We start from the raw sequence: 12,931 nt of genomic DNA, 5'->3' as shown, positions 1-12,931 counted from the left end.
ACCACGAGATCGACTGGCTCACGTGAAAGAACATAGTCAAACTGCTTGCTATCGTGGACTGCGGTTACCTTCAGGGCATGCATCGGCGATGAGGCGCCGCATTGCGGCATCATCGTCAATGACAAGAACATGTTTCAACGGCACACCTCGTTTTGGGGGTTGCGCCCCGATCAGGGTTGCATTACCTGAATCTGCAAGCAAAAGGCATGTATTAGTGATGACATTACTTGAAATTGAACAACTGGTTCTCAAAACCCTCAACGCTCTAGTTGCCGAAAAAGTAGAGGTGTCGATGACAACCAGAATGCGGGATCTCGGCCTCGACAGCCTCGACTATAACGAGCTTGCTACGGCGATCGAGAGCCGACTTGGCTGGTTTGTCGACGATTACAAGCTCTGGCAATACGAGTCCGTAAGGCATGTCGCCGACGCCGTCGCCAGTCAGGAGTTGCGCACCGCGGAACCACCAGCAGTGCGGCAAGTGCTGGAGTAGTGCTGTAGGCACAGGTTACGGTGAGGGCAGCTTGGGCGGCGGTAGCTATGGCCATTGCTCCGCTGTGGTTTCTATTCGTGACTGGTGTGTTTGAGAACTGTTGGGTCAGCCCGGTCCATGTCGCAGTGCCGATGCCCCCTTGATGGCGTTGCCCGCAATTGCGATCGCTGCGCCCAGGGCACCAATGCTGACGGTCGTTGTCAGGCCACCCGTTGAATTGTTGTCAGAGGCAACAGTGCCCACCACACCATCCCAATTGGTGGTCGTATAGACCGACATGTAGTCACGGAACACGCTCTCACTATACGTGGTCACGATCGTTGCCGTCGTACCGGTTGGCACGAGGGCTGACCACACTGACAGATAGACCACACCAGAATTGAAGATGCTTTCCACCTGAGCGAGAAGGGTGGCAGCCACACCCCCAATCGTCATACTGTTGACGGTCACTGCACTTTCGGTGTCAGTGGTCTCAGTTGTCACGATGACACGACGATTAGCGTGTGGCGCGACAAGAAGCGGAATGCTGGTGTGGGTGTAAACGGTCGTGGCAGTCGAGTCTTCGTGAGTGCCATTGAAGACCAGATCTATCGGGAACATTTTCTCCCAGACGCCCGAGCTGCGCACATAGACCTGTCGAGCCTTGGTCCAGAGGCTTGAGATTTTCACCCATACGGCGCTGGCCGCCCCCCAGACCCCGGAGGCTTTGACGTAAAGGGCCATTACGGCTGCACCCAGAAATCACCGTCCACGCCGCCAGAAGGGGCAGCGGCCGAGATCGTGACGCTGCGATTTGCCATCGTGCCGACGCCGAGAAGCGCCTTGGTCTGGGCAATGGACTGCGGTCGACGATAATTGTCCCCGGTGCCGTCACTCGACACGCGACCGATGAAGCTCGTCACAGCGTCGGCACCTGTGGCGTAGGTCGAGCGGTACAAACGCGTCGTGATATCACCAGCGCCATCGCGCTGAGGCGATGAACATGTATGGCGAGAGCAGAACGTTTGGGGCGGGGCGGGACGAAGAGGTTGCGGAGGGCTGACAAGGTCGAGACGAAGCGTTGCAGGCCTCCCGGCGATCGGACCCCTGCATCATCCGCTCCCGTTTTCGCGGCGGCACATGGGAATTCTCCGCTCCGTTGTTCAACCCCTTGTGCGACCGGTGCTTGACGTCCGGCATTACCTGTCGCTTTGCCGCTCCATACGAGCGCAGCTAGTCGGTGATCATGCGCTTCGGCGCGAGCCCCTGCTTCTTCAACAGCCGCGTCAGCAAGCGCTTGGCGGCCTTGGTGTTGCGGCGGTTTTGCACGATTTCGTCCAGCACATATCCATCCTGGTCGACGGCGCGCCACAACCAAAGCTTTTTGCCGGGCGATGGTGACGACCACTTCGTTCAGGTACCAGACATCATTCCGGCACGGCGGGTTGCGGCGCAAGCAGCGAGCGCAGTCCAGCCCGAACTTGATGCCCCACCGGCGACTTGTCTCATACGAAACCACGATGCCGCGTTCCAGCAGCATTTCCTCAACCAGGCGCAGGCTAGCGGAAACCGGAAATAAAGCCAGACCGCGTGGGCGATAATAGGCGGCGGAAATCGGGGGGCGTGTAGCTGACGGCGGGCGTATTCATGCCCCCCGGCGTCCATGTCGCAAATCTTGACGATTGCTTTGTGTGTCAAGCCCGCCGCAGTCTCAACGCGTTCATATGCAGACATTGTGAAAATCGCCCTATTCCGCCTTTTTTTACCGCCCCTTAAGTCCCCCGCTCGCATGCTTGTCGATGCCATTGAACTCATAGCCATCGGCCAAGGATTTTGGAAAATATGTTTCCGCTCGCAGCAGAAAACGTGAGAGTCGCTGTAGGCCTAACGTTAAGGGGAGAGAGCGGTTTGATTGGACGAAATGGGTACCGGAGTACCGAGTCATGAAGCCACGAGGTAATCTGGTCCGACTGAAGCAATTTCAGGTGAATGAGAAGCGGCGACAGTTGCACCAGCTAGACATCATGATTGCCGATTTCGAACGCATGGCGCGAGAACTGGACTTCCAGTTAAACGCCGAGGAAACGAAGGCCGGCATCTCCGATGTCAATCATTTCGCTTATCCGACGTTCGCCAAGGCCGCTCGCCTACGTCGTGACAACGTCAAGAATTCACAATCGGACCTTCTGCGGCAGAGAACCGCAGCCGAGCCATGCCTCGCCGAGGCTGAAGCAGAGCTCTCCAAGGCGCAAATGCTAGAATCGCGCAGCGGCAGAGGCCACGACCTCGAACCCGGCAACCGAAGCGCCGTGATCGGCTGAGCCGGATGGCTTCAGCGCGCCTCATTCGCGACACCCGACTGGCCGTTGGCGCGCGAGAGGCGTGCGGGCACTGTAAAGATATCAGCGTCTTGATGCAGCGATAGCTGGTCGGGACGGCTGTCATGCTGCGGCGACATACGCGATTTTGTTCCAGATTTGCATGGCGGCGTTACGCAGGTATTGGGGGAAAGTGGAACTGGTGGCAATCGGATCTCGGTGGAAACGAACCGCTGCGGGCGGACCGGCGCCTGGCGGCAACGCCTGGCGCTTTCGGCGGCGGCGGTAACCGCAAAGCAGGCTGGCCGCGTCGAGGATGAAGCGGCACCTGCGCGATGCCGTTCTGCTCAGGGCCGGGAGACGGGGTCGGCCCCGCCGGCCGGATGCTGCTCGCTTGGCGCGGCATCGTAAAGTCAACCGACAGCTTATGAAGATGTGCGTACATTGGGCCATGTCAGAAGTTGCTCGTGATCCGCTCTATGGTCGCCACCGCTTTCCCGCCGAGATCATTGCGCACGCGGGCTCTACTTTCGCTTTCCGCTCAGCCTGCGCATGGTTGAGGACATGCTGGCGGCCCGCGGCATCATCGTCACGCATCAGACCGTTCGAAGCTGCGCGGAGAAATTCGGACGGCATTTCGCCCAGGAGATCAATATCAGCCGGCTGCCTGGGCGACAAATGGCATCTCGACGAATGTGTCGTGGCTATCAGTGGCAAGAAGCAGTGGCTCTGGCGTGCCGTCGATCAGGACGGCTTCGTCCTCGAAGTGCTGGTACAGAGCCGCCGAAATGCCAAGGCGGCAAAGCGTCTGATGCGCAAGTTGCTGAAAGCTCAAGGGCGGACACCACGGATCATGATCACCGACAAGCTCCGATCCTATGATGCCGCCATGCGCGACCTCATGCCCGGCGTCGAACACCGGTCGCACACAGGCCTGAATAATCGAGCGGAAAATTCGCACCAGCCGACCCGACGACGCGAAAGGATCATGAAACGCTTCAAGTCGGCACGCCAGCTTCAGCGGTTCGTTTCCATCCATGATCCGATTGCCGACCTGCTCACTTTCCCTGCAATGCGCTGTCATCGGCTCAACATCGAGACCTGCGTAACGCCCCATGCAAATCTGGAACAAAATCGCGTGTGTCGCCACAGCGTGACAGCCGTCCCGGCCAGCTATCGCTGCATCAAGCCGCTGAAACTTACAGTGCCGGGCGCGCTGCTACCTGAATTTCCTTACCGCTCAATCAATGTGACAGCACCGATTCTTCTCAACCGCGGCATGCCCTAAATCGTCACCTGCGTGCCGATCTCGACCACGCGCCCGGTCGGGATCTGAAAGTACTCCGTCGCGTCGGCCGCAGTGCGCGCCAGGCCGATGAACAGCCGGTCCTGCCACACCGGCATGCCGGAATTGGGCGAGGCCTTGAGCGAACGCCGCGAGAGGAAGAACGAGGTCGTCATGATGTCGAACTTCCAGCCCTGCTTGCGGCAGATCGCCAGTGCGCGCGGGATGTTGGGCTGCTCCATGTAGCCGAAGGTCAGAGTCACGCGCATGAACAGCTCGTTGACCGTCTCCATCTTGACCCGGTCGCTGTCGGGCACCACCGGCTGCGGCGCGGTCACCACCGAAAGGATGACGTTCTGCTCATGCAGCACCTTGTAGTGCTTCAGGCTGTGCATCAGTGCGGTTGGCGCACTGAGCGGATCGCTGGTCAGGAACACGGCGGTGCCTGACACAAGCTGCGGCTTCTTCTTCAACAGATTGCCGGCGAGGAAATCCAGCGGGATCTCGTTGCGGCGGGTCTTGTCGAACAGATAGCGGCTGCCGCGCACCCAGGTCCACATGGCCAGCACGACGGTGAAGGCCACGGCCAGCGAGGCCCAGCCGCCCTCGAACACCTTGACGATGTTGGAGGCAAAGAAGCCGACATCGATGAAGCCGAACAGCGCCGTAAGCGAGATTGCCACCCACAGCCGCCATTTCCAGATGCGCGTCATGACGACATAGAGCAGCACCGTCGTCACCAGCATGTTGCCGGTCACCGAAATACCGTACGCCGACGCCAGCCTGCTGGACTCGCCGAAGCCGACCACCAGCATCATCACCACCAGCGCCAGCAGAAGATTGACGCGCGGCATGTAGATCTGGCCGGACTGTTTCTCCGACGTGTGCAGGATTTCGAGCCGCGGCAGCATATTGAGCTGCACCGCCTGCCTGGTCAGCGAGAACGCGCCTGATATCACCGCCTGGCTGGCGATGACAGTCGCGGCCGTCGCCAGCACGACCATCGGGATCAGCGTCCAGCCTTCGTTCATCTCGAAGAATGGATGGCCGACGACGCCGTTCTTGGCCAGCACGAAGGCGCCTTGCCCGGCATAATTGAGCAGCAGGCAGGGAAACACGATCGCCAGCCAGGCGAGCACGATCGGCTTTCGGCCGAAATGGCCGAGATCGGCATAGAGTGCTTCGGCGCCGGTGACGGCGAGGAAGATGGCGCCGATGGTCACGAAAGCGACGTCGGGCGAATTGATCAGGAAGGCGACGATGTAGTGCGGGCTCACCGCCCACAGGATTTCTGGATCGGCGATGATGTGGTTGAGACCGGAAAGGCCAATTGCCAGGAACCATACGGCGGTCACCGGGCCGAACACCAATCCCACCCCGCCCGTGCCAAAGCGCTGCACCGCGAACACCATGGCAAGGATGACCAATGTCAGCGGCACGACATAGGGTTGGAAGGTCGGCGTGACGACGTTCATACCCTCGACCGCCGACAGCACCGAAATCGCCGGTGTGATGACGGCGTCACCGAAGAAAAGCGATGCCCCGACGATGCCGATAGCGAGCATCAATGCTGAACGCTTGGGGAAACTGCCGCGCGCCAGCGCCATCAGCGACAGCACGCCGCCCTCGCCGCCGTTATCGGCGCGCAGCACGAACATGATGTACTTGATGGTGACGATGATCGTCAGCGACCAGATGATCAGCGACAGCACGCCGAGGATATCGCCGCGCTCGGCGACATTGCCGCCCGACGACGCCACCAGCGCCTCACGGAACGCGTAGATCGGGCTGGTGCCAATATCGCCATAGACAACGCCGAGCGCGCCTAGCATCAGCACCTTGGGGCTTTGCTGTTCGATTGCCGGATGGCTCGACTGTTCGACGGGTTCTGCCTCGCTACCAGTATTGGTAAGGACCATGGACGACACTCCGATAAGGGGCGGCCCTCTACCTTTGCTGCACTGCAATATCAAGTGCCGCGAGGTAATGGCTCCGTATGCGGACCGCATTTGTTGCCGCACCGGCGGATTGTCTCATACGAAACCACGATCCCGCTCCCGGGCCATTTCCTCGACGAGACACAGGCTAAAGGGGACCTGAAGGAGGGCCAGACCGGATGGGCGATGATCTGCGGCAGGAAACGATGGCGCTGCTTGTAGCTGACGGCATATCTTTCTCCTTTGTGTGTCTGCCAGACGAGCGGGCGGGCACGGAAGTGGTCGCGCTCTGGCTGCCAGACATACTCGTCCAACCTGATGAAAACCTGACTTGTACACCCAGCCCAAACAGGTGCGAGGGGTCGGTCTATTACCAAAGGCTCTGAGGGCTGATTCTCTAGGGTTCCCGCCCAGATTGATCCGTGACCCTTGTTGTGTGCCGCCCCGGGTTGATCGGAGGCTCCAACTCCTGAGAAGGTGGAACCATGACAAGCAAGGCGACCAACAAGTTCTCTCCCGAGGTCCGGACCCCCCGCGGTGCGGCTGGTTCTGGATCACGAACGCGAGCATACGTCGCGGTGGGCGGCGGTTTCATCGATCGCCGCCAAGATCGGCTGCAAGAAAGCCGAGCGTGACGGCGGCGTGCGCGCCGGAGTTCCCACGGATGCTGCGACGAAACTGAAGGCTCTGGAACGCGAGAGCCGCGAGCTTCGCAGGCCAACGAGAGCAAGGCTTCCGCGTATTTTGCCCAGGCGAAGCTCGACCGCCGGTTCAGGCCACGATCGCGTTCATCGACGATCACCGCAAGGCGCATGGGGTTGAGCCGATCTGCAAGGTGCTGCCGATCGCCCCGTCGACCTACCACGACCATGTCGCCAAGCGCGTCGACCCCTGCCGGCTGTCGGCTCGGGCAAGATGGGATACAGCCTCGAAGGATGAGGTCCGACGGGTTTGAGGCGAACTTCCGCGTCTACGGCATTCGCAAGGTCTGGCGGCGGTTGCGTCGCGAGGGCTTCGAGGTCGCCCGCTGCACGGTTGCCCGCTTGATGAAGGCCATGGGCCTCGAAGGCATCGTCCGCGGCAAGCCGATCCGCACTACGGTGAGCGACAAGGCCGCACCTTGCCCTCTCGACCACGTCAACCGCCAGTTCCATGCTCCGGCGCCGAACATGCTGCGGGTCTCCGACTTCACCTGCGTCGCGACCTGGACGGGCTTCGTCTATGTCGCCTTTGTCATCGACACCTATGCCCGTCGGATCGTCGGCTGGCGGGTGAGCCGGACGGCGCATGCAGCCTTCGTTCTCGATGCCCTGGAACAGGCTCTCCATGATCGGCGGCCCGCGCGGGGAGGCGGGCTCATCCATCACAGCGATAGAGGCAGCCAAGGCGGATTCAACCGGATCGTCGCAACACCGGCATCATACTGTCCCCCAAGGAGCTGGTCGAGGAGTTCGGCAGGTGTTTTCCAGCCGAGCGTTTTGCGCGGTCTTGTGTTGATAGCATGGGCAACTGCGTCCAGTTCCCGGGCTGTGTGCCGACTGAGATCCGTGCCCTTTGGAAAGTACTGTCTCAGCAAGCCATTGGTGTTTTCGTTGGAGTCTCGCTGCCACGGGCTTGGGGATCGCAGAAGTAAATCTCGAGCCCGGTGTCGATGCGCAGGTCGGCTGCTGCGCCATTTCCGCTCCATGGTCCCAAGTCAGCGACTGACGCAGCTGCTCGGGAAGTTTGCCCATGGATCGGGCTATGGCTCTGCGGACTGCTTCAGCGCCGTGGCCTGCAAGTGGTGGACCGTTCTTGATGCGCAGGCTCTGCTGATAGCCATGCATGCGCGGCAGGTGAAGCACGCATTGTGAAGCGTGAACTTCGTTCCACGAGCGTACCGATCGCCTAGCTTCCGAGGCCAAGGATGAGGTCGCCTTCCCAATGTCCGGGGACAGCCCGATCGGCAATTTCGGCCGGACGGTCGCTTATTATAAGGGCGTCTCCAATGAAGGACTTGTTGCGAACTCGGGCCCGTTCGCGCGGTACGCGCGTTCGCGCGGTACGCGCAACGCTCGGCCTGAACGCAGACATGCGGTCAGTCCTCGGCGCAATGCTCCGCGTCCTTGAATGTACAAGGACTGATAGATCGTCTCGTGGCTGATCCGCATGGTTTGATCCTCTGGGTAATCGATCTGAAGCCGATTTAGCGATCTGCTCGGGGCTCCAGGCTGCCGACCACCTCCGGCTCTGTCGTTTTTTCCATACCCACCTTGGGGCCCTCGAATGAGGCGCCATTGGGGTTGGTGACTTTGCCGGCCAAGCGCTCCTCAACATATTCACGCAGAGCCGGATTGACCGCCAGCTTGCCAGGAGGCCGCCGGGACTCACGATCGGCGTGCCATTGGGCGGCACTGGCCGGTAATCCAGATTGCCGCTGCGCGTCGCGGCATTGCGCCTGACCTCCCGCGAGATTGTGCTCGGCGGCCGACCTAGTTTACGAGCAATGGCCCGGATGCCGATTCCCTTGGCAAGCTCAAGCGCAATATCCTCGCGCTCCCGAAAGAAAGATATCGCCCCGAAGGCGGCTTCGCCCACGGCGCCAAATGCGTTGGCGGCATCCCTCCTGCACTCCGAAACCAGCGCGGACCAAGAGGCGTTGATGTACCGGCATCCAGTGCGGCCTCCTCGCTCGAATGTCCCAAGGCAATAGCTTGCCAGAACCGGAAGCGATTCTCACGCTGCCAGGCAGGCGGACGCCCGGGCGAATCTAGCTTCTTTCGAGTGCACCGATCTGAAGCGCGTTGGTGAACCGTCATTGCAACCTCCAATCCCTTGGTGTTGCGACGACCGGTTGAATCCGCCCAACACGTCAGCATTCAATACACCGAGCGCTTGGCGGAGGCCGGCGTCGAACCCGCAGTGGGCAGTGTCGGCGACTCTTTCGATAATGCTCTCGCGGAAACGATCATCGGTCTTTTCAAGGCCGAGGTGATCCATCGACGCGGACCCTGGCGCTCATTCGAGGCCGTCGAGTTCGCCACGCTCGAATGGGTCGACTGCTTCAACAATCGCTGGCTGCTGGAGCCCATCGGCAACATCCCGCCGGCCGAAGCCGAGGAACGCTACTACGCCATGTTGGATGAACCAGCCATAGCCGCGTGACTCAAACGAAACGGCCACCGGAATGCCCGGGGCAGTTCACATCGCATTTGATGCCAGCTTCATCGTATTTTCTTCGGCTTGGACGGGCACTTGGCAGACCCACAGAGCTGGGAACCCTTTGCCATACTACAACTGTAACATCATATCGGTTTAGCAGGTCAAGCTTCGGTGGTAACCTCATTGGGTAGAATAACTACTTTGGAGGCGAGCAATGGATCGCGATAACAAACGGGCACGTGCAGCTGCAAGATCATCTCAAGGCGTGGGGAGCAGTAGCCTCCGTGACGTTCCAGAGGGGCCATTGAGCGATGTTGCAGAACGGCTGGTAACCGCTAACCCGCGCGATACAGCGCGAAATCTTGGGGGCTTCAAAGGCCTCGGGACGCACGAGCGAACAGCCGTTCGGGGCACTCAACCCGGGCCAGAAACTGACCTCGCGAGATTTGAAAGGCGGACCAATCGGCTTGGACGATCAGCCATCGATCTGGCCGCGACATTAACAGCCGAATTGGGGTACAGCACGGATGACATAGCATTGCAGAAAGTCGGAGCGGCCAGTAATCTAGGCGATTACCTAACGCCAGGGCTGCAAGATGCTATTGTTAATCGCATTGGCAACATGGATCCGCCGTCGCAAGCTCTCGGAGCTTATTACGTTGCGCCACACTTCAGTAAGTTTACTGACGAAAACAAATCTCGCATTCTTGATCAGGCCATTGGATTGGCTTCTTCTGATCCGGATGGCAATGTCAGGATGATGGCATCCAATGCTATTCTCAACATGTATCAACAGTTAGACGCAAATCAACAGGCCCAAGCTCACTCAGTTTTTCCCGGCATGCAAGACATCTTGCCGCACATGCCGCCGCCGCAGCATGCAGCAGAGGAACGGAGTGCGAATCTGGACGGCCACATAGCAGGTATTGAGGCTGCAGTCCGTGATACAGTAGGCCCGCAAACCTCCTATGAACAGCTGCAGCGGGGTGCTCAAATCGGGCGGTCCATAAACCACGCCTTCAATCACGCCCGAGAGGACCTAATGGAGGCCACCAGAAGCAGAGATCGCTCCGGCCGTTGAGGTCTCGGCCATGGTACAGTGACGCTTTCTCTCCCGAAATCCGTTTACGGCCTTGCCGTTTCCAATTCGCTGGCCGTTGACGTACCTGCTTAGTGTAACTTTCAAAACCCACGTCTGCCGGGTGATGCGCTGCAAGCATCGCACCACCCACTGCGGCATCGATCTGTCGAGCGGCGACATCGCGCGACGCCGGTTCGGTCTCTGAAGCACGCGCAGCATTAGCTACGGCTAATCCGGCAATGGAACAATGCTTTCAACAAAAACGACGCCCCCCAACATAGCCATTAGCATCGCGTGCTCACTCGCCGTGGGCTTCTGTGCGGCAAGTCTTTACGCAACCTTCCGCCACGGCGGCAGCGGCGAGGCTCTGATGGCGTTTGATGTCCGTGCCTTTTGGTTTGAGACGCCCTTCTATTTGGGTTTCGCAACCCCCGTTTTCTATCGGGGCGCGGCTATCGTGCTCTCGACGTCCGCGGTCGTCTTGCTGATTCAGCAGATCGTATTGCGCCGCAAGCTCGAACACCACGGGACGGCTCGTTGGGCTCGAGTGGATGAAATGCGACGCACGGGATATCTGCGACGATACCGTGGCGTGACAGGGCCGGTGTTTGGGAAGACAAGTGGCCCTTTCTGGCCTGGCTACTACCTGACCAATGGCGAGCAGCCTCACAGCCTCATCGTTGCACCGACCCGCGCTGGCAAGGGCGTCGGCATAGTCATTCCAACGCTACTTACATTCAAAGGCTCGGTGATAGCTCTGGACGTCAAGGGGGAGCTCTTTGAGCTCACCTCGAGGGCGCGCAAAGCCGCAGGTGACGACGTGTTTAAATTCGCGCCGCTGGATTCGGAGCGGCGCACAAACTGCTACAATCCGCTGTTGGATCTTATAGCGTTGCCTCCACAGCAGCAATTCACCGAAGCCCGCCGCTTGGCCGCAAACCTGATTACGGCCAAGGGGGAGGGCGCGGAAGGTTTCGTCAGCGGCGCGCGAGATATCTTTGTCGCGGGAATCCTTGCCTGCATCGAGCGGGGCACGCCAACAATCGGCGCCGTCTATGACCTCTTCGCCCAGCCGGGGGAGAAGTTTAAGCTCTTCGCGCGACTCGCCATGGAGACCCAGAACAAAGAGGCACAACGCATCTTCGACGACATGGCGGGGAACGATACGAAAATCCTAACCTCCTACACTTCCGTGCTCGGCGATGGCGGGCTCAACCTGTGGGCGGATCCCGCTGTAAAGGCGGCCACAAGTCGCTCGGACTTTTCGGTCTATGATCTTCGCCGTCGCAGAACGTGCATCTATCTTTGCGTTGGTCCGAACGACCTTGAGGTGATCGCGCCTTTGATACGCTTGTTTTTTCAGCAAATCGTTTCAATTCTGCAGCGGTCGCTGGCCCGTCGGGATGAAAAGCACGAGGTTCTCTTCCTGCTCGACGAGTTCAAGCACTTGGGTAAGCTGGAGGCGATCGAGACCGCAATCACGACTATCGCGGGCTACAAGGGGCGTTTCATGCTCATCATCCAAAGCCTTTCGGCACTGACGGGGGCTTATGGAGAGGCTGGCAAGCAGAATTTTCTGAGCAATACCGGACTGCAAGTGTTCATGGCCACGGCTGATGACGAGACTCCGAACTACATTTCCAAGGCCATCGGTGAATACACGTTTGAAGCCAAATCGATTTCCCACAGCCAGGCGCGAACGTTCGACTGGACCATTCAGAATTCACATCAAGGTGCACCGCTATTGCGTCCCGAACAGGTTCGGCTGCTCGATGACGACTACGAGATTGTTCTTATCAAAGGTCTGCCACCATTAAAATTGAGGAAGGTGCGTTATTTCTCGGATCGCATTCTGAAACGCATCTTTGAAAGCCAGACAGGCGCCCTCCCGGAGCCGGCGCCCTTGACGGGAGCAGAGGAGGCGCTCTCCGCCGAATCTCAACTCGATGACCCGCTGTGTGAATTGGCGCAGGACTTTGACGATACAGTTTGATGTGAGGCTGGTGTGGACCCCGCGAAAAAATCCATCCCGTGTAACAGCTTTGTCGCAGGTGCAGGACGCCGGCTTGGAAGAGGGGCAAGCGGGCCAAGCCCGGCGAGTGGGCTTTGAGCAGCACGTGTCCGAGGCGCTCCGGCCGCTGTTCGATGGTCGAGCTGACGAGCCGCCAACCAATCCAGAGGAGCTTCTGCGACTGGAACAGGGGGTTTCGCGAGGTGCTTCAGCGAGGGCAGGATCATCAAGCCGCCTCATCTTTTTTCAGCAACCCAGGGATGCCCGATGGACGGGATGACCTCAACAGAAGCGTGTCGGAGGCTTTCGCAAGCTCTGCGACGCCGGAATTCGGGCCGCCGCCCCCAGCCTTGGCTGCCAGCGAACAGCAGATCCGCCCTTCGCCGGATGAGCTTGACCAGGGCAACCACCTGCCACCCGAGTGAGTCGTCCCAACAATGAACATTCACCAGCGCTGTTGTGGCCAGCGGAGACGCAGAGGGCCCTGAATACGCCGCAAGCCGTCGCCATTCAGCAGCAGCTGAGCGAAATCGGCAATTCAGGCGGCCGCGTGCATATGCAGAGAGGGGCTGATGCGATCTCCGGACCGGTAGCTCTCGCCGTAATTGATCAGGCTGGTACTGTTGGAAGGCTTGATCAGCCTCGTCACCCCAATCTCCAGCATAGCTCACTGTCACGCGGCCAAC

Annotated in this window: 7 protein-coding genes, 8 pseudogenes and 1 other annotated feature; of the genes and pseudogenes, 8 read left to right on the top strand and 7 right to left on the bottom strand. The window is 59.6% G+C overall.

Annotated elements, in window-relative coordinates; all coding sequences use genetic code 11:
• A pseudogene (locus NKJ73_RS33480) lies at nucleotides 1-138 on the bottom strand (DNA-binding response regulator); the annotation flags it as partial.
• Between NKJ73_RS33480 and NKJ73_RS33475 the strand changes: the two are divergent.
• Complete coding sequence (locus tag NKJ73_RS33475) at nucleotides 89-493, top strand: phosphopantetheine-binding protein (protein WP_081730999.1); 405 nt, start codon at nucleotides 89-91, stop codon at nucleotides 491-493. The pseudogene NKJ73_RS33480 and the gene NKJ73_RS33475 overlap by 50 nt on opposite strands.
• A 105-nt stretch (nucleotides 494-598) precedes the next feature.
• Here the strand turns inward: NKJ73_RS33475 and NKJ73_RS33470 are convergent, their stop codons facing one another.
• From NKJ73_RS33470 to NKJ73_RS33460, 3 genes and pseudogenes are all read right to left on the bottom strand, one after another.
• Nucleotides 599-1,216 (bottom strand): hypothetical protein, encoded by a 618-nt coding sequence (locus NKJ73_RS33470; protein ID WP_352572610.1) that lies wholly within the window; start codon nucleotides 1,214-1,216, stop codon nucleotides 599-601.
• Nucleotides 1,216-1,395: a hypothetical protein gene (locus NKJ73_RS33465; RefSeq protein WP_352487759.1), complete on the bottom strand. Its 180-nt coding sequence runs from the start codon at nucleotides 1,393-1,395 to the stop codon at nucleotides 1,216-1,218. Before NKJ73_RS33465 ends, NKJ73_RS33470 begins: the two co-directional genes overlap by 1 nt.
• Nucleotides 1,392-2,121, bottom strand: a pseudogene (locus NKJ73_RS33460) (IS6 family transposase). The gene NKJ73_RS33465 and the pseudogene NKJ73_RS33460 overlap by 4 nt, the downstream one beginning before the upstream one ends.
• A gap of 294 nt (nucleotides 2,122-2,415) precedes the next feature.
• Between NKJ73_RS33460 and NKJ73_RS33455 the strand changes: the two are divergent.
• The 3 genes and pseudogenes from NKJ73_RS33455 to NKJ73_RS33445 all read left to right on the top strand — a co-directional run bounded on the left by NKJ73_RS33455 (nucleotide 2,416) and on the right by NKJ73_RS33445 (nucleotide 3,947).
• Nucleotides 2,416-2,793 carry a flagellar export protein FliJ gene (locus NKJ73_RS33455; protein ID WP_352572609.1) on the top strand — a complete coding sequence of 126 codons (378 nt, stop codon included), beginning with the start codon at nucleotides 2,416-2,418 and terminating at the stop codon, nucleotides 2,791-2,793.
• A gap of 243 nt (nucleotides 2,794-3,036) precedes the next feature.
• Nucleotides 3,037-3,191 (top strand): annotated as a pseudogene (locus NKJ73_RS33450) (DUF1403 family protein); the annotation flags it as partial.
• Between the two features lie 50 nt (nucleotides 3,192-3,241).
• Nucleotides 3,242-3,947: pseudogene (locus NKJ73_RS33445) on the top strand (IS6 family transposase).
• 127 nt (nucleotides 3,948-4,074) lie between these two features.
• Here NKJ73_RS33445 and NKJ73_RS33440 read toward each other — a convergent pair.
• Together NKJ73_RS33440 and NKJ73_RS34440 are read right to left on the bottom strand one after the other, a co-directional pair.
• On the bottom strand, nucleotides 4,075-5,994 hold the full coding sequence (locus NKJ73_RS33440) for a potassium transporter Kup (RefSeq protein ID WP_352572607.1): 1,920 nt from the start codon (nucleotides 5,992-5,994) through the stop codon (nucleotides 4,075-4,077).
• 83 nt (nucleotides 5,995-6,077) lie between these two features.
• Nucleotides 6,078-6,212 (bottom strand): annotated as a pseudogene (locus tag NKJ73_RS34440) (IS6 family transposase); the annotation flags it as partial.
• Nucleotides 6,213-6,497: 285 nt separating this feature from the next.
• Between NKJ73_RS34440 and NKJ73_RS33435 the strand changes: the two are divergent.
• Nucleotides 6,498-7,397: pseudogene (locus tag NKJ73_RS33435) on the top strand (IS3 family transposase); the annotation flags it as partial.
• Nucleotides 6,749-6,865, top strand: a sequence feature (AL1L pseudoknot). It overlaps the preceding pseudogene by 117 nt.
• Here the strand turns inward: NKJ73_RS33435 and NKJ73_RS33430 are convergent.
• Nucleotides 7,376-8,810 (bottom strand): annotated as a pseudogene (locus NKJ73_RS33430) (IS30 family transposase). The pseudogenes NKJ73_RS33435 and NKJ73_RS33430 sit on opposite strands and share 22 nt — an antisense overlap.
• 43 nt (nucleotides 8,811-8,853) lie before the next feature.
• Here NKJ73_RS33430 and NKJ73_RS33425 point away from each other — a divergent pair.
• The 3 genes and pseudogenes from NKJ73_RS33425 to virD4 form a co-directional block, all read left to right on the top strand.
• Nucleotides 8,854-9,156: pseudogene (locus tag NKJ73_RS33425) on the top strand (transposase domain-containing protein); the annotation flags it as partial.
• 211 nt (nucleotides 9,157-9,367) lie between these two features.
• A complete protein-coding gene (locus NKJ73_RS33420; RefSeq protein WP_023766568.1) occupies nucleotides 9,368-10,234 on the top strand; it encodes a hypothetical protein in 867 nt (288 codons plus the stop codon).
• Nucleotides 10,235-10,481: 247 nt separating this feature from the next.
• Nucleotides 10,482-12,227, top strand: coding sequence for a type IV secretion system ATPase VirD4 (gene virD4 / locus NKJ73_RS33415; RefSeq protein ID WP_023766569.1), 1,746 nt, complete (start codon nucleotides 10,482-10,484; stop codon nucleotides 12,225-12,227).
• The last annotated feature ends 704 nt before the right edge of the window (nucleotides 12,228-12,931 follow it).

It is taken from the genome of Mesorhizobium sp. M0074 (assembly GCF_040322975.1).
Lineage (GTDB): Bacteria > Pseudomonadota > Alphaproteobacteria > Rhizobiales > Rhizobiaceae > Mesorhizobium.
The sequence above is the reverse complement of the archived record's forward strand: the minus strand, read 5'-3'. Positions and strand labels throughout refer to the sequence as shown.